The sequence below is a fragment of the Chryseobacterium panacisoli genome, assembly GCF_008274625.1.
In the GTDB taxonomy this organism is placed as follows: Bacteria; Bacteroidota; Bacteroidia; order Flavobacteriales; family Weeksellaceae; genus Chryseobacterium; species Chryseobacterium panacisoli.
This window is the reverse complement of record NZ_VTRU01000005.1, coordinates 200,389-221,587: the sequence shown is the minus strand read 5'-3', so window position 1 is coordinate 221,587 and position 21,199 is coordinate 200,389. Positions and strand designations below refer to the sequence as shown.

General features: G+C 35.6%; 20 protein-coding genes. 10 read left to right on the top strand and 10 right to left on the bottom strand.

The window, feature by feature from the left end; translation table 11 throughout:
• Positions 1 to 31 precede the first annotated feature (31 nt).
• From FW781_RS18440 to FW781_RS18420, 5 genes are all read right to left on the bottom strand, one after another.
• Positions 32 to 469 (bottom strand): hypothetical protein, encoded by a 438-nt coding sequence (locus FW781_RS18440; protein WP_149388753.1) that lies wholly within the window; start codon positions 467 to 469, stop codon positions 32 to 34.
• Between the two features lie 5 nt (positions 470 to 474).
• Complete coding sequence (locus FW781_RS18435) at positions 475 to 822, bottom strand: DoxX family protein (protein WP_149388752.1); 348 nt, start codon at positions 820 to 822, stop codon at positions 475 to 477.
• Positions 823 to 999: 177 nt separating this feature from the next.
• Positions 1,000 to 1,413: a hypothetical protein gene (locus FW781_RS18430; RefSeq protein WP_149388751.1), complete on the bottom strand. Its 414-nt coding sequence runs from the start codon at positions 1,411 to 1,413 to the stop codon at positions 1,000 to 1,002.
• Between the two features lie 197 nt (positions 1,414 to 1,610).
• Positions 1,611 to 2,813, bottom strand: coding sequence for an MFS transporter (locus FW781_RS18425; RefSeq protein ID WP_149388750.1), 1,203 nt, complete (start codon positions 2,811 to 2,813; stop codon positions 1,611 to 1,613).
• A 115-nt stretch (positions 2,814 to 2,928) separates the two neighbouring features.
• Positions 2,929 to 3,885 (bottom strand): helix-turn-helix domain-containing protein, encoded by a 957-nt coding sequence (locus FW781_RS18420; protein ID WP_149388749.1) that lies wholly within the window; start codon positions 3,883 to 3,885, stop codon positions 2,929 to 2,931.
• A 263-nt stretch (positions 3,886 to 4,148) separates the two neighbouring features.
• On the opposite strand from FW781_RS18420, the gene FW781_RS18415 reads away from it, so the two are divergent.
• A complete protein-coding gene (locus tag FW781_RS18415; protein ID WP_149388748.1) occupies positions 4,149 to 4,994 on the top strand; it encodes a hypothetical protein in 846 nt (281 codons plus the stop codon).
• Between the two features lie 128 nt (positions 4,995 to 5,122).
• On the opposite strand, the gene FW781_RS18410 is transcribed toward FW781_RS18415, so the two are convergent.
• The 3 genes from FW781_RS18410 to FW781_RS18400 all read right to left on the bottom strand — a co-directional run bounded on the left by FW781_RS18410 (position 5,123) and on the right by FW781_RS18400 (position 10,122).
• Positions 5,123 to 5,734 carry a response regulator gene (locus FW781_RS18410; RefSeq protein ID WP_047384396.1) on the bottom strand — a complete coding sequence of 204 codons (612 nt, stop codon included), beginning with the start codon at positions 5,732 to 5,734 and terminating at the stop codon, positions 5,123 to 5,125.
• A complete protein-coding gene (locus tag FW781_RS18405; RefSeq protein ID WP_149388747.1) occupies positions 5,727 to 8,729 on the bottom strand; it encodes a sensor histidine kinase in 3,003 nt (1,000 codons plus the stop codon). Before FW781_RS18405 ends, FW781_RS18410 begins: the two co-directional genes overlap by 8 nt.
• A 745-nt stretch (positions 8,730 to 9,474) precedes the next feature.
• Positions 9,475 to 10,122: a DUF1349 domain-containing protein gene (locus FW781_RS18400; protein WP_149388746.1), complete on the bottom strand. Its 648-nt coding sequence runs from the start codon at positions 10,120 to 10,122 to the stop codon at positions 9,475 to 9,477.
• Positions 10,123 to 10,210: 88 nt separating this feature from the next.
• Here FW781_RS18400 and FW781_RS18395 point away from each other — a divergent pair, with 88 nt between their 5' ends.
• From FW781_RS18395 to FW781_RS18355, 9 genes are all read left to right on the top strand, one after another.
• Positions 10,211 to 10,948, top strand: a complete 738-nt coding sequence (locus FW781_RS18395) for a response regulator transcription factor (RefSeq protein ID WP_149388745.1) — start codon at positions 10,211 to 10,213, stop codon at positions 10,946 to 10,948.
• A 96-nt stretch (positions 10,949 to 11,044) separates the two neighbouring features.
• Positions 11,045 to 11,404, top strand: a complete 360-nt coding sequence (locus FW781_RS18390; RefSeq protein ID WP_149388744.1) for a helix-turn-helix domain-containing protein — start codon at positions 11,045 to 11,047, stop codon at positions 11,402 to 11,404.
• A 422-nt stretch (positions 11,405 to 11,826) separates the two neighbouring features.
• On the top strand, positions 11,827 to 13,083 hold the full coding sequence (locus FW781_RS18385) for an aminotransferase class I/II-fold pyridoxal phosphate-dependent enzyme (protein ID WP_149388743.1): 1,257 nt from the start codon (positions 11,827 to 11,829) through the stop codon (positions 13,081 to 13,083).
• A 5-nt stretch (positions 13,084 to 13,088) separates the two neighbouring features.
• Positions 13,089 to 13,721: a TetR/AcrR family transcriptional regulator gene (locus tag FW781_RS18380; RefSeq protein ID WP_077414530.1), complete on the top strand. Its 633-nt coding sequence runs from the start codon at positions 13,089 to 13,091 to the stop codon at positions 13,719 to 13,721.
• 97 nt (positions 13,722 to 13,818) lie between these two features.
• Complete coding sequence (gene dnaX / locus FW781_RS18375) at positions 13,819 to 14,904, top strand: DNA polymerase III subunit gamma/tau (protein ID WP_149388742.1); 1,086 nt, start codon at positions 13,819 to 13,821, stop codon at positions 14,902 to 14,904.
• 38 nt (positions 14,905 to 14,942) lie between these two features.
• The gene (locus FW781_RS22700; protein WP_228720234.1) at positions 14,943 to 15,518 is read left to right on the top strand and encodes a hypothetical protein; all 576 of its coding nucleotides are present in this window, start codon (positions 14,943 to 14,945) and stop codon (positions 15,516 to 15,518) included.
• A gap of 400 nt (positions 15,519 to 15,918) precedes the next feature.
• On the top strand, positions 15,919 to 16,998 hold the full coding sequence (locus FW781_RS18365; protein ID WP_149388741.1) for a chorismate mutase: 1,080 nt from the start codon (positions 15,919 to 15,921) through the stop codon (positions 16,996 to 16,998).
• A 163-nt stretch (positions 16,999 to 17,161) separates the two neighbouring features.
• Positions 17,162 to 18,088: a ribosome small subunit-dependent GTPase A gene (rsgA, locus tag FW781_RS18360; RefSeq protein WP_149388740.1), complete on the top strand. Its 927-nt coding sequence runs from the start codon at positions 17,162 to 17,164 to the stop codon at positions 18,086 to 18,088.
• A gap of 598 nt (positions 18,089 to 18,686) precedes the next feature.
• Positions 18,687 to 19,103 (top strand): nucleoside-diphosphate kinase, encoded by a 417-nt coding sequence (locus tag FW781_RS18355; RefSeq protein ID WP_034687444.1) that lies wholly within the window; start codon positions 18,687 to 18,689, stop codon positions 19,101 to 19,103.
• Between the two features lie 79 nt (positions 19,104 to 19,182).
• Here the strand turns inward: FW781_RS18355 and FW781_RS22695 are convergent, their stop codons facing one another.
• On the bottom strand, positions 19,183 to 20,055 hold the full coding sequence (locus FW781_RS22695; protein WP_228720233.1) for a hypothetical protein: 873 nt from the start codon (positions 20,053 to 20,055) through the stop codon (positions 19,183 to 19,185).
• Complete coding sequence (locus tag FW781_RS22690) at positions 20,021 to 21,097, bottom strand: alpha-L-fucosidase (RefSeq protein ID WP_228720232.1); 1,077 nt, start codon at positions 21,095 to 21,097, stop codon at positions 20,021 to 20,023. The genes FW781_RS22695 and FW781_RS22690 overlap by 35 nt, the downstream gene beginning before the upstream one ends.
• Positions 21,098 to 21,199 lie beyond the last annotated feature (102 nt).

Genomic DNA, 21,199 nt, shown 5'->3' with positions numbered 1-21,199 from the left:
TCCGGAATGACACTTTTTCAGTATAAAAAAATTATCTGGCCTGCCCGATATCCAGTTTATCAAATTTTCCTTCTGCATTTTTGTGGAATTTGAAGTAAGTCTGGAATGTTCCCCATTTTCCGGCTTTAAAATTACCATATATATTTTTTCCATCATTTTCTACGCGGTCTATGCTGAGAAACATCTCATTACCCAGAGCATTAGAGAAGAAAGATTGGAAATCTATGGAACGACCGTCATCGGTCATTGCAGGGTTTTCTGTGAAAAAACTATACCAGCTTTTATCACCGTTTTGTAAAGCTTCTATGGCTTTTTTTACTTCAGGGTCTGTTATTTTTGATAAGTCCATTATTTGTTGTTTTTTTGAAAGTTGTGGCTGTAGATTTTCTTTCTTTTTGTTTGTATTTTGTCCGCAGGTTATACAGGAGAAGCCTGTCAGGAATATGATGATCAGCTTATAAGTTCTCATTGGTTTTAGCTTTTAAGAGGGTGTTGCAGATAAATAATAATCAGATTCAGACAAAGAAAAGGAAGTTCTATCATAGCGCCTTTCAGGTCTTTGTTTAAAAGCTGAAAACAAATGATCAGGAGGATGCCGGCTGCCATCAGAAAATTTCCCCAAACAAATGTTTTTGGAAATAAAATCATTACAGAAGCCAGTATAGTAACCGCTCCGTTGATCATGAGTCCTGTTTTGTCAAATCCCCATTTCCCGAACATTTCAGCCATCTCTGGTTTACCGGAAATCATGGCGATTCCTTGTTTGAAGCCCATGAAGACTGCAAATAAAATCAATGCGGAATTAATAATCTTTAGAATCATTGACGTGTTTTTTATATTGTTATTACAAATATCAATGAAATTAATGATATAGCCATGGTGAAGTTTTCGGAATTTTTTTAAATGAAAAACAGGTGGATTTTGCTTGTTTATTCTTAAAGAAGAAGACCACAATTTATCTTATAAATTGTGGTCTTCTACAGCTTAGAACTATATAAACTACGATTCTGTTTTCAAATAACCATAATGTAAAGCTGTTTCTTTTCCGAACAAGCTTGAGAAAATATTCTGAAACTCATGGATGTACTTGCACTTTATAGCATTCCCATATATTTTAAGACCTTCCAGTATTTTCCTGGAACTTAGGTCTATGTCGTATTTTATAAAGGGTTCCGGTCTTTCATACCGTATACTCTTATCGGAACTGTAAGTTCTTGAAAACCCCAGTTTTTCAAGCCATTCTTCTGTTATTTTAATAGGTTTGATAGAAGATGCCGGGACCGAGATACTTTGAATATCATTTTCAATTTTAACAAAATAAGCCTGTTCGACATTGTGAAAGATCTCGGAGATCGTATAAATCTGATTATTATACTCCACCAAGTTCTTGATTTTTAAATCTGCTACGTTCATAATATCTTGATTTTTAGGTGATGATATAGTCCTGTATAAACAGCAAATACTATGCCCGGCATCATATTGTTGTCTCCTGTTTTAGGGAAGGTTAGGTTAAATTTTTACTATAAAAAATTAATAATATGTTAAAATAGTACACGTGTAGGCGAATTATAACGTGTTGCCAAAAAAATGGATGTGGTATGTATGTGGTACTAGTTTTTTGTTCTTGCTTTTGGGACTACATTAGCTGTGGCTAACAGAAGGGCTATAATAACTGCTATGATAAGAATTCCTATGAAGATATTCCAGGAATAAGCATGAAGAAGATAGCCGGTACCACTGCCCAAAATACTTGAACCAAAATAGTAAAACAGCCAGTAAATAGAAGTGGCCGAAGATTTTCCGCGTTTGGCATACAATGCAGTCATCTGGCTGGCCATCGTGTGGGCTGCGAAAAAAGAAAGGGTAAAAAGACCAAGCCCGAAAATAAGAATATAGATATTTTCAGATAATAACAATGCTGCTCCGGTAAGCATAAATAAAATAGAACCTTTCAGAATATCATTCATAGAAAACCTTCTGGAAAGACGCCCAACGATCATTGTTCCAAAGACCCCGAAAATGTACATGAGAAAAATAAAAGCGATGATAAAGTGGCTTAAGGAAAACGGCTTGGCTTCCAGTCTGAATGTCAGGTAATTATAAACGCTTACAAAAACGCCCATCAGTAAAGCGGCGGTACAATATAACCGAAGCATGTAAGGATTAGTCAGGAAAAACTTCATCTGTTTTACCTTAAGATGATAATCTGTTTTCTGTGGATTGAAAAACCTTGATTCCGGGAATAATTTCCAGAATACAGCTCCCAAAATGAAGCTTTCTATCCCGATAAAAAGTACTGCATTGCGCCACCCGAATTCACCAGCAAGAAGAGTCGCCATTATTCTTCCGCTCATTCCTCCGATGGTATTACCGCTGAGATACATGCTGATAGCTGCCGGTACTGCCAGAGCATTCACTTCCTCTGTGAGATAGGCCAAAGCAACGGCTGAAACTCCGGAAACAACAAAACCTTTCAGTACTCCGATAGCGATCAGGAGGCTTAAGCTTGGGATCCAGGTGGAAATAATGGTAAGTACGGCAGATGAAATCAATGAAAAGACCATCAGACCTTTTCTGGAATAGCTGTCTGCTTTAAAAGCAAAAAACAGTAATCCCAATGCCATGCCTATTGTAGAGGAAGATACAAGAAGGGAAGTATCACCTACAGACACCCCGAACTGTTCTGCAGCCATGGGCAGCATCGGCTGGAAAAGATAAAGCTGAGCAAAAACCGAAAGTCCCGAAAAGAAAATACAAAGTTTTATATATCGGAAACGTGAGCTTCCCTGACTGGCTTTTTCAGATGAATTCATGATTTTTTGCAATTAAAATGCAGTGGTTTGACAGAAAAATTAGGTTCTGTAAATTTCCTGATTATTTTTCGGATTTAAAAATCATTGTTTCAATGATATTTATTGGTGAAACAAATCAGAGTATCGGTAGGCTGCTGATATATTCTGAAGGGGTAATACCTTCCATCTGCTTGAATACTCTGTTGAAAGTAGACTGATTTGAAAATCCTGCCTCGGTATAAATGTACATAAGGGTTACCTTCTCAATATCATTTTCAGTAAGCAGTCTTTTCACACACTCAATCCTGTGCATATTCAGATAATTATTGAAATTGGGATACCCCTTTACCCGGATTGATTTTGAGATATAACTGCTGTTGATATCCATTTCTGCAGAAAGTTTTGAAATATTAAAATTAACATCTTTATACAGCTGTTTTTCTTTCATTACAAGCTCAATTTTCTCAAAGAGTTCATCTGCAAAGGGAGCTTTTTCTGTCACAAGGGCTGGCTGAACTTCCGGATTCTGAATTTTATCTTCAATTTCATGGTAAATTTCAAATCTTTTTATTTTATCCTTAAAGTAGAGCAGCAGAGATATTACAGCTACATTGGAAATCATAAGGATCGTATCTGTAATCCTTACATCATCCTGACTGTGCAGAGGGAAGTTAAAGCTGAAATTTTTTGAAATAAGATAGCCTGCAATAATATTCAATAATACAAATAGGCTGTAGATAAAGACGTATTTCCTCTGAAAGAAAACATATGCGGCCAGCGGAATCGGGATAAGCCACACAAAACTTGCTATAGAATTGTTCCAGAAAGCAAGCATGATATAAAAATTAAAAAGGGTTGCAATGATAATATAGGAATGCACCATCACATTTATCGAATACGTTTTACGTACAATCAGGTAAGTGTAAACCATTAAAAAAAGTCCTCCAAAAAGATACCAGGCCATTATTTTATCCGGAATGATAAAAGTAAATATCAAAGCAAATACAGCAAGAATAACAGACATCAGAATGTTGTAACAATACACCAGCTGTTTTTTGTACTGTTCAATTTTTATGTCTTTTGCGGTATTCATTTGTGGTAAAAAGATAATTTTAAATCATTTCAATTCACTTTACAACAGTCAAATATCAAAAAATAACTGCCGTAAAATATTGATTTTTAGTAACTTGTGTTTTAATGAGCCGTTTCCGGTTTTTCATTGATTATTAAGGAATTTGATTTATCCGTGCAGATAACTTTGCACCAGCTAGCTCAACCAAGGTTTATTGATTACCTATCAATTGATCCACATGATTTATTCACCCCCCCTTAATAATTTTAAACAAATATACTAAAATGAAGAAAATAAAATTAACTCTTGCCAGCATAATGATGAGCTTCTCAATAGCGGCATATTCCCAAGTAGGGATCAATACAGATTCCCCTAAAGTAACATTACATGTGGAAGGAAAACCGGATGTCGCTACCATTCCTGATGGGGTAATGGCTCCCAGAGTAACTGGCGATCAGCTGAAGGCGAAAGATAACGTCTATCTGGCTGCGCAGACAGGAGCATTGGTCTATGTGACTCAAGCGGTGACGATGCCTTCTGTAAAAACGGCAAAGGTAGATAAGGCCGGCTATTATATGTTTAACGGAACCACCTGGAAATTTGCATTTGGAGGAAAAGACGATGATATTACAATTGGAGACCTGATTTACTATCATGGGAGCATTCCTGCAGGTACTTCCGGGGCGGGTACATTGGCCAGTACCTATCTTTCTGATCTTCCTGTTTTGGGTGGCTTTTTAAGGCTTGATGCGCAGTTTAACAGCAGTTCAGCGGGTACAGGGGCAGGCACCACTTTTAATCCGAGACTTTATAATGCAGGAACTTCAGATGTGAAAATCTGGGTTTCGGAAATGTCTACCCATACCGGCGATTCTGACAACGGAAATATTAAACTATCACCAGGTGCCTACAGGCAGTTTGATGACGGTGTTTATCTTACACAGACCCATAATGAGACGGTAACTTTTGATATTACCATACAGGAACCAGAGCCAAGATGGTATAGAGTGTATTATGCATTCCGCGTAGATAATAAATCTACAACCGGAAGCAGTGATGCTACTACAACAGATTCCAATACTGCTGATAACACTAGAGAACTGTTTCTTTCTGTGCAGAGATTATATTAACAGAATGCTTTTCTATGATTCTAAAAATACATTGATACTATAAATAATCAACAGATCGACTGGTGAAAAATCTAGTGAGATTTGTGTTTTTCTGGAGCCGGAATACGATGAGATTCCGGCCCCGTTTTTTAATGCATCATTTCGTAGGCCTTGATCAGTTCTGCAATATTGGCGACATCAAGCTTTTGAAAAATTCTCTTTTTGTAAGTACTCACGGTAGACATCTGGATATTAAGCCTGTTGGCAATCTCAAGATTTCCGTTTCCGTCGGCAAGAAGCTTAAAGATTTCATATTCACGGGATGACAGCTTTTCTACAGGATTATTTCTTTTGTTTTGAATAATAAGACCAATCAGCTCTGCGGGATAGAAATACCCTTTTTCAATCACTGTTTTTACTGCATTTTTGATTTCTTCCTCACTGCTTTGCTTATTCAGGTAACCTTCTGCGCCTTCTCTGATATATTGGATGGCAACATCTTTATCATATCCTGAAAAGATAAGAATCTTGAGGTCATTCTGTATATTTTTAAGCTCCGGGATCATTTTTTTATACTGAGTTCCAGGCATATCAATATCTAAAATAAGCAGGTCATAACGTGAACCACCAAGCTTTTTTTTAACCTGGTCATAGTTTTCTGCAAAATCTATTTTCAACTCCGGATAAGCAGTCTCAAGAACCAGAGAGGTTCCTGCTCTTACTACATAATGATCATCAGCGATTAAAATTCTTTCATTCATAGAGATTAGTTTTTTTGAGTATTATTTTCACAACCGTTCCCGAAGGCTGGTTTTGACTGAAACTGATTTCAGCGTTGATTTTTTTTACCAGATGGATAACCATATGCAGGCCAAGACCTTTCCCTTTGAAGCTGGGGGTCTCCAGCGTAGGATTCCTGAAGAGGTTCATATAAGTGGCAATCTGTTCTGTGGACATTCCGATACCTGTATCTGCGATTATGATTGTGGATTTTTGTTGGGTTTCTGTAATATTCAGGCTTATATTTCCTTCAAAGGTGTTTTTCACGGCATTATCAAGAATATTATGAATAATGGCGGTTAAAATACTTTCATTCACTTTAGAATACAAAGTATGTTCAGCGAGTAGGCTGATTGTTGTTCCCTGTTCTTTGGCAATTTCACAGAATAGCCTGTTCTTGATTTCCAGGATTCTGTTGATAGGATATTCTTTTTCTTCAAAAATATTCTCTGCTTTGTAAAGTTCTGTATATTCTTTTAGATTCAGCGTAAACTGATAAAGCTGTTCTGAAGATTTATAAATACTGTCAAAATATTTCTTCTGAAGCTCCAGATCATCAGACTCATGAAGTTTCTGAGAAAGCATGGCAATAAACCGGATAGGAGTGGTGATATCGTGGCTGATGGTTTCCACCAGTTTTTTCTGATATTCCGTTTCTTTTTGCAGATTGCTTTTTACCGCTTCAAGGTGAAGGGAAGTTTCTTTCAGTTCAGAATTTTTATTACGGACAATCTGCTTTAATGCTTTATTCTTTATTCTTAAAAAATTGGTGGTCAGCTGAACAATGATAATGATGATAATCAGTATGACCACAGAGGCAGAAACTCTGAACAATAATGTCTGATAAAAAAGAGGCTGAATGTTGAAACGGATGGTCTTTACCTCATACTTTCCGTCCGGAGAAATAAGTATTCTTATACTGAGCATATATTCACCCGGAGAAAGATCACTGATGGTATATTTTAATTCGTTTCCTGTTGGGATCTGCTCCCATCCTGTATTTTCCTTTCCCGATATTTTTCCTTCGATGTAAAGGTTTTCGGGATTAGAAAAATAGGGGATGTCAATAAAAACATCCGCAGTTTTATAATTATTCTTTAAATCAAGGGTCTGATGGAAATACTGAGGTTCAGAATTTCCTATTTTTACCCTTTCAATATATATTTTATTCCTTTCCGGATAATAAGTCCGGATATTGTCCGGGTTAAAAAATACAAATCCGTCCATTGATGGAAATACAAATTCTCCATTCTCCAGAGCGTAGGCATTAGGCTCAGAGCTGCCATTGAATTCATTCGTGAGGAAGCCGTCTCTTTTGGTGAAGCGGTAATAAAAAACCGGTGTTTTTCTGTTTTCTGCATACTGCAGGAGCTGTTTTTTAGGAACTTTAAAAAGGCCGTTGTTGGAAGAAATCCAGTAAGCGCCTTTTGGATCTTCAAGAATATAATGAGCAGATTGCAGGTAGCCATTTCTGTCATTCGGCATCTTGATGAGCTTGTGGTTTCTGAAAAGATAAAACCCGTTTTTATTCGTCGTAATCCAGATCAGATTATCCTTTGTTCTGAAAATACTTTTGACATGGATATTTTTGATGAGCGGAGTTATGGTATTGCTTCCCAGCATGATCGAATACAGACCGTCACTATTGCCGGTCAGAATTTCACGGTCGCTGTACTGGAAAAAAATATTGACAAAGCTTTTAAAATTATAAGTGAAATCCGGACGGGTAAACAAATTTTTTTTATAAAGACGGAGTTGGGTACCCGAAAGGTCCGTAAATGTAGTGCCATAAAAATTTCCGCTTTTCATAAAAGCTTCAAACCCCTTACCGATGAAAGTTGAGTCCTTCCTTTTATATCCCGAATTTTTGTAATACCTGATAATGCTGTTTCTCTTTCTGATCAGAATATTTTCAGAATCGTCGTACATCATCAGATAATTATCATTGCACCCGAACAGGTGTTTTTTGACAATGCCGTTTTTCCCGAATTCTGTTCCGTCCTCAGCGATGATTGTATTTTTACTGAAGGGGAGAGATGCGTAATAGATATTATTGGAAAAATCAGCTTCCTTTTTTGAAATATAAAAATTGGTAAGCTTAAGTACATTAAGTCCGTTGTTAAGCGTTCCCAGATAAAGTTTATTGAAGTCTTTATCAAAAAACATAGAACAGTAAGAGTGGTTGCCTATTTCCTCAAAATTGATGAGAAACCTTAAACGGAGATTCTTTTCGTTACCCTCTAAAATATAAATGTTATCATGATTGATGATAAAAGTCTGATTGGTAATCTGCTGCCAGTAGATTTTGGTGTCCGGGTGATTAAAAAGTGTTGATTCTTCAGAAACAGAAAGCTGCCCTTTATAGATAGAATAGGTTTTCCTTTTTTTCAGATCATTAATAAAAAGAGTCTCATTCAGTACAAAAATATTATTCAGATCCTTATTGGTAAATGGGAGTGCTGTTTTTGTTTCTTTTTTCCCCTCTTTATAGATGATTGTGTTTTTTTCTGTAAAATAATAGGCTGAATTTTTAAGCTGTATAAAATACTGAATATCATTATAAAAGCTTGATGTTATAATATTATTGGCAATCCGCTGAACAATAGTATTGCCATTGGAAAAAGCCATTTTATCACTTCCGGTGAGATGGGAAAGTTTTGGAAACCTGTTCTTAATGATAATTTTATTCTCCTGGAAATTATTGAGTACCGTAATGCTGTCCAGGAGTGGATCACCAATAAATTCCCCGAAATGAAGATTGTTTACTTTGAAATTATTAAAGGTAATAAACGAACTTCCGTCATATCGTACAAGACCGTTTTCTGTAGAGATCCAGATAAAACCATATTTATCTTTGACAATGGCCTTTGCACTGCTTTGCGGAAGCCCATTGTCTATGTTATACCACGTAGAAGTGTGGCTTTGTCCGTAAATGTTAAAATAGATGCAAGCAAATATAAATGCCCAAACTCTCATATATGTGCAAAACAGATCTATATCTCCTGCATTAGTGCAAAAGACGGTTAATAATAGTGTTTGTACAAGTCAATGTTTTTTTAATGGGCAGGAACGATTGAAAATAAATTTTTATCATTGAAGTTTTCAGGTCTTTTGTGTTTTATATTTTTTGATTGTGTAAAAATAGTGAAATTATGGCGATAAATCAGTATTCTAAAATCTGTTTTGTACAAGTTTTATCCCGGTTTGCAGATGATAGGGTATATGAAATTTTCTGAAACATTATGATATTTCAATAATAAGTGATAAATTTATACTGAATTCAATTTGAAAATACTCCTATAAATCTCAGTGCTGTACCGAACTTGTGATTGGTTTTAGGATTTTGCAAATAATAAATATTGATGCTTTTGCCATTTTTTTTAGAATTTCCTGATGAATGGTTTTTACTTAGATTTAATTGCTTTTTGTAGTAAAAGTTTGACAAAAAAATGAGGTTAATTCTACATGACATCTTTGTTAAGGCTTATGAATATTCATATTTTTGCAAAAATATTTTCACAACGACTAAAGAAGATTTATTGTATAAATAATGATTCTAAGAACACAAACGGTTTTATCTCAAAAAAACAAAAGAGGCTGTATCACAAGTAAGGCCTCTTTTTTATTGTCCCATCAGAAATTTTGTTTTTAAACATACAAAACCTCCCATAGATACGGGAGGCGAATTAAACTGATTGTATATTGAAGTGTAATTCAATCGTTATTTATGAGTTTCAAGCCACTTCAGCCTGCGCTCATCCGGCAGATGCTGTACTTTGAAGTTTTCAAAAACAGCATTGAAGCCCTGTCCGTCAGGGCAGGCCGCCATTAGGCCAACCATTACCGGAGTATTATCCTGAAGAGGAGCATTCCGCATCATGATATAGTTTTTATCATCAAAAGAATAAAATACTTCCACAGCATCAAGTCTTCTTACGGCTTTTATCCAAACTGCAGGAGGTACTTTCTCTAATGTTATGACACTCCAGTCACTTTTGTTGTGGGTCACCACAGTGCTGAGGTTATACTTGCCGTCTACAAATTCCACTCCCGCTTTGATATAATGCTCTTTGTCAGTTCTCAGCATAAGACCCATCTGGTCAAACCTGGCCTTGTAACTGCCGGTGATTTTTACTTTTGCTTCAAATTCACCACCATACGTGGTGTAATAAAAAGGAGCATCATCCACCGTAAATCCATAATGTGAAACTCTCCAGTAATCGCTCTGCGGAGTCACAAACATCGAAAGGCTGTTGTTTTTGATTTCCCATTTTTCAGGCTCATTGAACCAGGTCATTTTCTCCAGGCTCTGGGCAGAAAGCTTTTGAATCAGGAATAGGGCACAAAAGCCTAAAATCAATTTCTTCATTCTCTTTGGATAAATTCTAAGGGTAAATTATTATTTTAGCAAAAGTATTATTAAACCTTATTCGCGTCAATACTGATAAATAACCATTATGGAAATCCGTGAACAGCTCAGCGATAAATTACTAGATAACGCTTCCAGAAAATGCATGCTTGATATAGAAATCTATAAGCAGAGGGCTCTTGCCTATTCCCAGATGGAGGGAGCAATCTGTGTATTGAGTGATATGCAGGCGAATAGAAGCTATATCTATAAATCTGCAGCCGCCGGAGAGCTTGGACTGGCCATGGGAGAAATCCCCACAGAAATTGATTCTATCTGGGAAGAAGAGATGCTGAAAAAAATCCATCCGGACGACCGTCTAAAGAAATATATCCATGAGCTCCGCTTTTTCAAATTACTGGATACTATGGAAATGGAACAACGCACAGAATATAGTGTTGTGTCAAAAATCAGGATGAAGGATAAAAATGAAGAATATCGCTGGGTAAAGCACCGTATGTTTTACATGTATTCACCCTCCAATGGCAGACTGAGGCTGGCTCTCTGTCTTTATAATATTGCTCTGGCTCCATCTATGGTTTCTGATTTTATGATTATCAACACCATAAAGGGAGAAGTTGTTGTAAAAGACAAACTTGATTATAAAAACATTCTGAGTCCAAGGGAATTGGAAGTTTTGAAATTTGTGGGAGAAGGCTATGCCAGCAAAGAAATTGCTGATATACTTTGCATAAGCATCAATACCGTCAGCAGACACCGTCAGAATATTCTGGAAAAACTAAAAGTAAAAAATTCTACACAAGCTTTCAAAGATAGTTTTTATTAACTAATGAGCTTCAAATATCCGAAAAGTTCACCATGTTATTTTGTATCTTATGATTAATTTTATACCTTGAATACAGATTAGCAAGAAAAATACGCGATGAAAAGAAGTGAAGAAATTACCCATAAATATTTTACCTTTCTGGACAAACATATTCAGGATGTTATTTCCGGAACCGTTCCGGATTTTATGGAACTGAACGAAATTGCAGGAGAGCTTGCAGTTTCTCATAAACACCTCACCGATACCATTAAAAAAGAAGCCGGAGAACACCCCTGTTATTTTTATGATGGAAAAATTATCGAGCAGGCCAAAAAAATGCTTATCAGTTCCGATAAATCTGTAGCAGAAATTGCCCGTATTTTTACATACGACCCATCCAATTTTTCAAAATTTTTTAAAAAAATGACCGGTTTTACTCCCGGAAATTTCAGGAATTCCAAAAAGAACTTAATCTGACTACTTTTTTTGTTTAATATTGCTGTAACAGGAGATTGACGCCGTGTTTTGTCTTTGAGTAGGGATTTGGCCAATCAAATTGTTGGTTTTAAAAGGTTGTTTAGTGAATTAAAATGTTAAAATAATGGGAAAATAATCTTTTATGAATGAGTCGTTTGTGAAAAATAATCATCATTTTTTATTATTTATATATTAATATTTCTTTATTGTTTGATTTTTTTATTAAATTTAGGTGAGAAAAAACTAATTAATTCAATAGGAAAAAAAAGTTAAAAAGATGCAGATATATAAAATAGTTTGGTTACCAGATCATAAGAATAAATTATTGTGTCTTTAATAATATTTAATCTTAATGCAGGGGTTTAAGCCCTCTAAATAGTTATATATTTGTTTCTTTTAAACCACAACAAACAAGATTAAGGATGAGCATCAATTTCACAACAGCAACTATTAAAGACTTTGAGAATATACCAGATAACGATATGGCTCAAAGGGCTGAAATTTTTTATGAATATTTAGACTATGTAAAGTCTAACGGACACATGAATTACAGACTGAAGAACACTTCAGGAACCAATGCGATACTGAATGTAAATATTGCAGACCAAAACAGAGAATTTGTTAGTTTTGTATCAAGTGATTATTTAGGATTTACACAGCATCCAAAAGTAAAACAGGCTGCTATTGAAGGAATCGAAAAATATGGTACAGGTACAGGAGCAACTCCTCTTATCGGAGGATATTTTGATTATCACAATGCCTTAGAAAAAAGAATTTCAAGCTTTTTTAAAAGAACAGAAGATGAAGCCGTAGTATTTACTACCGGTTATACTGCTAATAGTGCGAGTTTACAGTGTTTAATGCAGAAAGAAGATCTTGCTATTTTAGACATGGCAGTACATGCCAGTGTACACGAAGGATGCGCTTTTACCAATAAAAAAACCTTTCCGCACAATAATTTGGAATCTTTGGAACACATTTTGAAGGTATCTGAAAATCTGTACCGTACGAAACTCGTTATTGTGGACGGAGTGTATTCCCAGGATGGTGATACCTCCCGTATTAATGAGATCTACAATCTTGTGAAAAAGTATAATGCCTTTCTAATGGTAGACGACGTACATGGCGTTGGTATCCTTGGAGAAACCGGCAGAGGTACTTTGGAACAGACTGGATTATTAGATAAAGTAGACATCATCACAGGAACATTCAGTAAAACGTTTGGAAACCTTGGAGGATATGTCATTGCCGATAAGAAACTGGCCGCATTTATCAGATTCCATTCCCGTCAGCAGATTTTCTCAGCAACAGCTCCGCCATCATCCGCAGGAATTGTTAAAGCCATTGATTTAATAGACGAAGAACCTATCTGGAGAGAAAAACTCTGGAGCAATATCAATTATTTCAAAAAAGGACTTGACGATCTTGGATTGGATACCGGGGTTACCTGTTCCGCAATTATTCCAGTAAAAATAGGAGACCCCTATGTAACAGGAGAAGCCGGAAAACTACTAATAGAAAAAGGAATCTACACCAACCCGATTCTTTATCCGGCTGTACCAAGAAAAGATGCGCGTATCAGGATGAGTGTAACTGCAAGACACGAAAAAGAACATCTCGACAAAACGCTTAACGCGTTTGATGATATTAATAAAAAATTGCATATTGCAAAAAAATAATAATTATGCCTAGAAAAGTAGTGCAGGGCCCCATTAGGGACAAAGAAAAAACAAAGCAAAAACTGCTTGCTGCAGTTGGTAAAATTTTAAGAGTAAAAGGATACTCCGGACTAAAAGTAAGTAAAATTGCCGCAGTAGCCGGATTTGATAAAAAATTGATCTATGAGTACTTTGGAAGTACTGATAAACTGATTGATGAATATATCAAATCTCAGGACTACTGGAGCCAAGTTAACCAGGACGTTGATATGGATTTCTCTGATGGTGGACACGAACTTACTAAAATGGTTGTACTCAACCAGTTCGAAAACCTGAAGAAGAATAAAGAACTTCAGAAGATTATCCTGTGGGAGCTTTCAGAAAGTAAACCTATTCTTAAGAAATTAGTTGAACAACGTGAAGAGGTAGGAGAGGTTTTATTTGGAAATATCTCAGATCCTTATTTTGGCGAAGGGGTAGCTACAAGGCACAGAGCAATTATGGCTTTAATTGTTTCCGGGGCTTACTATCTTAACCTTTATACAGGATATAACGCAAACAAGTTCTGCGGTATTGACCTGAAAACTGAAGAAGGTAGAAAAGAGATTGAAAGCGCTATTGTTGAGTTGATTGACTTTGCATACAGCAAAAAAAAATAGGGATTAAAAGTTTTCCGATTTAAACAGAAATATGTTTTTGTTGATATTTGAAAACTTTTAATTTTCAAATTAAAACTATATTTCTTATTTTTGACCAATGGAAAATTTTATAGTATCTGCAAGAAAATATCGTCCTCAGGAGTTTGATACGGTTGTAGGACAATCCCATATTACGGATACTTTAGAACATGCAATTGAAGAAAGTCAATTAGCTCAGGCATTACTTTTTTGTGGTCCTCGTGGCGTGGGTAAAACTACTTGTGCCAGAATTCTTGCAAGAAAGATCAATGAGAAAGATGGCTCGGTTTCAGAAGATGGCTTTGCTTATAATATCTACGAGCTGGATGCTGCATCCAATAACTCTGTAGATGATATCAGGGAACTGATAGATCAGGTAAGATTTGCACCTCAGGTTGGTAAATACAAAGTATATATCATAGATGAGGTTCATATGCTGTCTTCTGCCGCTTTCAATGCATTCCTTAAAACACTGGAAGAACCGCCTGCTCACGCGATATTTATTTTGGCAACTACGGAGAAGCATAAAATTATTCCAACAATTTTATCCCGTTGTCAGATCTATGACTTCAAGAGAATTGTCATAGAAGACATTCAAAGCCACCTCAGAAATATTGCTCAAAAAGAAAATATCCAATACGAAGATGATGCATTGTATCTGATTGCTCAGAAAGCTGATGGTGCACTAAGAGATGCGCTTTCTATCTTCGACAGGCTTTCTACATTCTCCCAGAAAAACATTACGCTGGCAAAAGCAGCCGAAGTGCTGAATATTCTGGATTATGATCAGTATCTCAATATTGTAGACCTTGCCAAGGAAAACAAAATTCCTGAAGTGCTTTTTGCGTTCAATGAAATTGTAAAAAAAGGATTTGATCCCCATATTTTCATTGCCGGATTAGGAAATCATTTCAGAGATCTGATGATGGCGCAGAATACTTCTACTATTGATCTCATTGAAGTAGGAGAGAAGACAAAATCCAAATTTATAGAACAGGGACAGAAGTGGGCCGCCCAGCAGCTGATAGATGGCATTGAAATCTGCAATCATGCAGATATTAATTATAAGAATTCCAAAAACCCAAGACTTACGGTTGAAATTGCTTTAATGCAGCTGGCTTCACTGACAGCTAATTTAGGCGATACTAAAAAAAAAAGTTCCTGATCCTAGCTCCGTTTCTTAGCGAGAAACAGGAGGTTAAGTTGCCGGAAAAAGCTCCGGAGAAAAAAGAAGTCAAGGCAGACCAACCGTCTGCTGCTTTGGAAAAGGCGGATGAAACTTTAGTGACTAAAACAACCAGACCATTATCCAGACCCGGAATCTCTTCCGGCTTTAGCATCAATTCTTTTCTGAATAAAGAAGATAAAGTGGAAACAACGGAAGATGTTGTTGTGAAAACTGAAAACCTTCCTCAACACCATTTTACAGATACAGATCTGCAGATGGAATGGAAAATTATGCTTAAACAGCTTCAGGTAAAAAATAACTTTGTATTTAACGCAGTAAAAACCTTCAAACTGGAAAAAGCTGAGGAAAATAAAATCAAAGTTTTGTTCCCTTCAGATTCTGCCAAAGTAGAGTTTGATAAAATAAGCGGAGAATTTTTTAATCATTTTAAAAGAAAAATTCAAAACCATAGGATTGAAGTAGAATACGTCAGAGACGTTGAAAATCTGAAGATTGAGGTGGTAACCAAGAGAAAGATGTTTGAAAAAATGATCGAAAAAAATCCACTTTTAAAAGATCTTGATGATTTAATGAAGTTTGATTTGACATAATTTTTATATATTTGTCAAATATTTCTGTTGAAAATAGGTTTTCAACAAGATGAAATTACAACCAGAAAGGCTAAAACAAAGGCATTTCTAAAATAAAATGGAAAAATTGACTAATACATATCTGTCTTTTTTTGCGCCCGCTAATTACTTTTTTAGCGGTTATTTTAGTTTTTCTGCTTCTTATTATAGAAATTTCAGAACGTATTACCGATTTTATTGGTACTGTTAACTGAATTTCTTTCCAAAAAATACAGGAGAAGTAGAGCCCTATTATTTTCCTGATTCCTTTAAACAATTTTGAACGGCATTTTTTGAAAAGAATTATAAATTAAATTTTATAATCCAAAGGGCTATTGCTGTCAACGAAAAAATTATATAAAAAAACAATAAAATTTAGAATATGAATTTAAATGATTTGAAAAATGAGTGGATCGATGGGCTTACACAGCCTTTGATGATCGCGGGACCATGTAGTGCAGAAAGTGAAGCTCAGATGCTTGAAACCGCCAGGAGAATTAAAGAATCCAATGCCAATGTATCGGTTTTCCGTGCCGGAATCTGGAAACCTCGTACCAAACCAAATGGTTTTGAAGGAGTAGGAGTAATCGGTTTGAACTGGCTAAAAAAAGTAAAAGAAGAGTACGGTTTTAAAACAGCGACTGAGGTAGCCAATGCACACCATGTATTTGCAGCTCTGGAAGCGGATGTAGATGTCCTTTGGATTGGAGCACGTTCTACAGTGAATCCGTTTACAGTACAGGAAATTGCAATGGCTTTAAGAGGAACAGATAAACCTGTATTCGTGAAAAACCCTGTGAATCCGGATCTTGCATTATGGGTTGGAGCATTGGAAAGACTTTTAGGTCAGGATATTAAAAATCTGGGAGTAATTCACAGAGGATTTTCAACATACCAGAAAACAAAATACAGAAACAACCCGAACTGGCAGATTGCCCTTGATTTCAAAAGCCAGTTTCCAAATATTCCAATGCTGATTGACCCGTCTCACATCTGTGGAAACAGAACAGGCCTTGCAGATATTACACAGGAAGCTCTGAACGTAGGATACCAGGGTGCTATCATTGAATCACACTGTAACCCGGATGAGGCCTGGAGTGATGCATCTCAGCAGATTACTCCGGAGGTTCTTGCTGACCTTATCGGTAACCTAAAAGTAAGAAGTTCTAATCTTGCAGGATTTGAAGGAGAAATGGGAAGACACAGAACATTAATCTCAGATCTTGACTTCCAGTTAATTGAACTTCTTTCTCAAAGAATGAAAATTTCTGAAAAGATCGGTAAACTTAAAAAAGAAAATGATATTGCGATTTTCCAGCCTGAACGTTGGAAAGTAATCACAGAATACGCTAATCAAAAAGCAAAAGAAACCGGAATGTCTCAGGAGTTTATTGAAAAAGTTTTCAAAGCAATTCATGAAGAATCCATTGAAGTTCAAAACAATATTATGATCGAAAGATAAACTGAAGATAATAAGTAAGAGAATGTAAAGCTTTTACTGAATTTTCAGCTTAAAAAATAGATTAGGGCTTAGCCATCGGTATTTAAGGTATTGAAACATGTGTTTTTAAACCTATTTTCTGAATGCTAAGCCCTAATTGCGTATATTTGCACCAGCATTATCTATGAAAGGAAAAATCATTAAATCTACAGGCAGTTGGTACCAGGTTTTGGAATTGGAAACAAATAAAATTTTCGAAGCCAGAATCAGGGGGAAATTCAAATTAATAAAAACAAGGCTTACCAATCCGCTTGCTGTAGGAGATTTTGTTGAGTTTCAGCTGGAACAGGATGATATTGCCTGGATCACGAAAATTGAACCCCGCTCCAATTACCTGATCAGAAAATCAGTAAACCTTTCAAAAGAAGCCCATATTATTGCTTCCAATATTGATTTAGCATGTTTTATCTTTACCCTGAAGCATCCTGAAACATCTTTAGGATTCCTTGATAGGTTTTTGGCATGCTGTGAAGCCTATAATATTACTCCATTGATTCTTTTTAATAAGATTGATGTTCTCCATGAGGAAGAAATAGAAATTGTAAAAGATGTAGAGTTTCTCTACCAGGAAATTGGATATAATACATTGGAAATTTCATCCTATTCAAGACTGAATCTAGAGCAGCTGGAGGAAATTCTTAAAGATAGAACTTCAGTGTTCTTCGGACACTCCGGTTGTGGCAAATCCACTTTAGTAAATGCTTTACAGCCAGGATTAAATCTGAAGACATCTGAAATTTCAGATACCCACCTGAAAGGAAAACATACCACAACTTTTGCACAGATGCACTTCTGGGATTTTGGCGGAAACGTTATTGATACTCCTGGTGTTCGTGAATTTGCCATGATTGATATTGAAAAGGAAGAAGTGCAGCATTATTTCCCTGAGATTTTCAAAAAGAGGGAAGAGTGCAAATTTCATAATTGCCTGCACGTTAATGAGCCGAAGTGTGCTGTTCTTGATGCCCTTGAAACAGGCGAAATACAACATTCTAGATATTCTACTTACATTAAATTGATGGATGAAGCGGAAGAAGCTTCTCAGAAATAAATATAATAAGATCAATTTACTATATTATATTATAACTGCTGCAGATTAATTCGGACAATCTGTACAGATTCTATTGTTGTCATACCTGTATAATTTTTCTCGGATATTTTTTTTTAACGGTTAAATTTAACATTCTTAAAGGTTGTCTGTTTTTATGATTTGTTTTTTCTGAATTTTAACGAAAAAAATCTCTTTTTTAGATAACTCTACTTTTTGGCATGACAAATTTGGCAGATAACTCCACTTTTGGCATATTTTAGTTTATTGAAAAAATAATATTCTGGAAAACCCGATTATTTTATTAATTGAAATAAAAGCAATAATACTATTAAATATGTTTTTATTTGGCTGTTTAAATTATTAAATTAATAAAAAAGAGTGTTGTTTTTTGAAAATAAAAAACCCAGCCGAAGCTGGGTAAAAACTAATAACCATGAAAACTCAAATTAAACATGAGAATCGCAATAGAATAAACAATTACTGTGCCAAAGATTGGTTCATAATTTCTTAATAAAAGTTATTTTTATGTTAAAAAAAAATTAAAATAAAAATCAAAGATATTTTTTGTAATTTTGCGCCATTAAAAAAATATACATTTATGTCTAACATTACATTCACTATGATTAAGCCTGATGCAGTTGCTGACGGACATATCGGTGCTATATTGGGTAAGATTGCTGAAGGAGGTTTTAAAATCAAAGCTTTAAAATTAACTCAGCTTACAGTTGCTGATGCAAAAAAATTCTATGAAGTACACGCTGAAAGACCATTTTATGGTGAGTTGGTAGAATTCATGAGCTCTGGTCCTATCGTGGCTGCAGTTTTAGAAAAAGATAATGCAGTTGAAGACTTCAGAACATTAATTGGTGCTACTAACCCTGCAGAAGCTGCAGAAGGTACAATCAGAAAGATGTTTGCAAGAAGCATCGGAGAAAATGCTGTTCATGGTTCAGATTCTGACGAGAATGCATTAATCGAGGCTCAGTTCCATTTTTCAGGAAGAGAGATTTTCTAAGAAAATCATCTTACAAAATAAAAAATCCGGAGATAATTCTCCGGATTTTGTTTTTATATGAATGAGGCTTTCAGATATATTAAAGGTTGTTTTCAATGGCACCTACATTTTCTCTGTAGAGTTCCAGCGGTTTATTAAGTAAAACAGCAATGACGGTCATCTGCTTATCCAGCTTTTCCTTTGGAATATCAATATAAATAATTCCCGGTCTATCACTCCAGTAAAGTTTATTGTATATCGTATGTGACAACATAGTGCCTTCGCCTGCCACTCTTATTCTTGCAATTCCGTTTTTTATTCCTTTTAAGGCAATTGGGCCTGTAGGTGTTCCTTCCACAAAAAGATAAAGTGTCTGTTTATCTTTTGACAATGCGCTCATTCCTGAATAATGACCATCCGGTAATCCTTTTTCAGTTTCATAAAGCGCCTCAGCATGCTTACTGATCCACTGCAGGGTTTCCTGATTGGTGTTGGGTGTTTTCTTGATTTTCATATTGAGACCGTCACTGATCAGCCCTGAAGAAGTAGGGAGATTAGAACCATTATATAGCGTATTAGCTATGGTATAGACTGCTTCCTGTGTGTTTTTATTATCCAGAATTTCTGCCAGAGGATGATCTTCCTCCTTAAAGTTTTTCAGAAATACAGGTGGAGTATCAAAAGTAAGTTCTGCAACAGTGACATCTTTGTCAAATTTTACATTGGAAAAATTTAATGTCAGTGTTTTTTCAACATTGTAATCTGTTTGAATAACAGCTGAAGGATCTCCTATTATTTTTGCTGAAGTGGGCTTGGTTTCCAATCCATAAATCTTTGTGAAGTTTTTGGCTTCCTCCAGATAAAGGAATAAGAATTTTTTTGACGCAGATAAAGAAGACTTTCCTTTATAATTTTTAAAAGGTATTCCACGGGTTGTTTCATACTTGCTGATTTTTGGAAGTCCATCGGCCAAGATTTTTAAGAATCTCAACTTGCTCCTCGGGAATTGTACCATCTGACTTTGGACCAATATCAAGCAGTAAATTTCCTCCCATACTGATAACGTCTGCCAACGTTCTTACGATCATATTGGATGTTTTATAGCTTTTATCATAAGGCTGGTATCCCCAGGAATCATTCATGGTATAACAAAGCTCCCAGTATGGATTTTGTGGCGGAACTACCGGAATTCCCTGCTCAGGAGTATCGTAATCCCCATGATTATTGAGTCTTGAATTGATAATGATATTTGAATTGTATTTTTTGAGCAGATCCAGGGTCTGAGAATCTTTCCATTCCTCAGAAGTATGTTCCCAGTCTCCATCAAACCAAAGAAGGTCAGGGGAGTACTGAGAGGAAAGTTCATTAAGCTGGCTTTGATAGTAGCTGATGAAATTCTGCCATCGTTTCGGATCGTCTTTTATTTCGTATCGCTTTTTTGTCCTGGTATTGATGTCATAATAAGGATGGCTCCAATCCGGCAAAGAGAAATAAAGCCCTGTTTTTAATCCTGAACTTTTCAGAGCAGCAACAAAAGGACTTAAAACATCTTTTTTGGCCAAAGACTGCCCGGGAATAGTGGTTGCGTTTTCAGCCTTAGAATTCCATAATGAAATCCCGTCATGATGTTTGGTGGTAATAACAGCATATTTAGCTCCGGATTCTTTAATAAGATTTACCCACTGTTCGGGCTGATATTTTGAAGCTGAAAAACCATTCAGCTGTTTCATGTAATTTTCGTGATTGATATAATTGTTGAAAAATGACCATGATTCTGATATTCCATTCACGGAGTAGATTCCCCAATGAATAAAAATACCCAGTTTGGCATTTTTAAACCATTCCATTTTCTTGCTGTTGCCAACTGTTTGAATCTGTGCATTGGTATTATAAGCAGATAGTACCAATCCAAGGAAAACAGCTTTAATCAGACGGCTTTTCATATATAGTTTTATTTTACCATTAAATATAAATAAAGAAAGCATTACCGCAATAATTTCTTGATATTTACTCATAATTATTATCAGACTGTTTCCTTTATTATTGTATTTTTATTGATTTAAACTAAAAATTAAAATAAAACCCTTTCCATATAATTTAAACTTAAAATAAAAGTT

Excerpts from the sequence above, each read along its gene's own strand:
- rsgA (WP_149388740.1), top strand. The coding sequence starts at position 17,162 with ATGAAAGGAAAAATCATTAAATCTACAGGCAGTTGGTACCAGGTTTTG.
- FW781_RS18415 (WP_149388748.1), top strand. The coding sequence starts at position 4,149 with ATGAAGAAAATAAAATTAACTCTTGCCAGCATAATGATGAGCTTCTCA.
- FW781_RS18355 (WP_034687444.1), top strand. The coding sequence starts at position 18,687 with ATGTCTAACATTACATTCACTATGATTAAGCCTGATGCAGTTGCTGAC.
- FW781_RS18405 (WP_149388747.1), bottom strand. The coding sequence starts at position 8,729 with ATGAGAGTTTGGGCATTTATATTTGCTTGCATCTATTTTAACATTTAC.
- FW781_RS22690 (WP_228720232.1), bottom strand. The coding sequence starts at position 21,097 with ATGAGTAAATATCAAGAAATTATTGCGGTAATGCTTTCTTTATTTATA.
- dnaX (WP_149388742.1), top strand. The coding sequence starts at position 13,819 with ATGGAAAATTTTATAGTATCTGCAAGAAAATATCGTCCTCAGGAGTTT.
- FW781_RS18395 (WP_149388745.1), top strand. The coding sequence starts at position 10,211 with ATGGAAATCCGTGAACAGCTCAGCGATAAATTACTAGATAACGCTTCC.
- FW781_RS18390 (WP_149388744.1), top strand. The coding sequence starts at position 11,045 with ATGAAAAGAAGTGAAGAAATTACCCATAAATATTTTACCTTTCTGGAC.
- FW781_RS18365 (WP_149388741.1), top strand. The coding sequence starts at position 15,919 with ATGAATTTAAATGATTTGAAAAATGAGTGGATCGATGGGCTTACACAG.
- FW781_RS18400 (WP_149388746.1), bottom strand. The coding sequence starts at position 10,122 with ATGAAGAAATTGATTTTAGGCTTTTGTGCCCTATTCCTGATTCAAAAG.
- FW781_RS18430 (WP_149388751.1), bottom strand. The coding sequence starts at position 1,413 with ATGAACGTAGCAGATTTAAAAATCAAGAACTTGGTGGAGTATAATAAT.
- FW781_RS18410 (WP_047384396.1), bottom strand. The coding sequence starts at position 5,734 with ATGAATGAAAGAATTTTAATCGCTGATGATCATTATGTAGTAAGAGCA.
- FW781_RS18385 (WP_149388743.1), top strand. The coding sequence starts at position 11,827 with ATGAGCATCAATTTCACAACAGCAACTATTAAAGACTTTGAGAATATA.
- FW781_RS18380 (WP_077414530.1), top strand. The coding sequence starts at position 13,089 with ATGCCTAGAAAAGTAGTGCAGGGCCCCATTAGGGACAAAGAAAAAACA.
- FW781_RS18435 (WP_149388752.1), bottom strand. The coding sequence starts at position 822 with ATGATTCTAAAGATTATTAATTCCGCATTGATTTTATTTGCAGTCTTC.
- FW781_RS18420 (WP_149388749.1), bottom strand. The coding sequence starts at position 3,885 with ATGAATACCGCAAAAGACATAAAAATTGAACAGTACAAAAAACAGCTG.
- FW781_RS18440 (WP_149388753.1), bottom strand. The coding sequence starts at position 469 with ATGAGAACTTATAAGCTGATCATCATATTCCTGACAGGCTTCTCCTGT.
- FW781_RS18425 (WP_149388750.1), bottom strand. The coding sequence starts at position 2,813 with ATGAATTCATCTGAAAAAGCCAGTCAGGGAAGCTCACGTTTCCGATAT.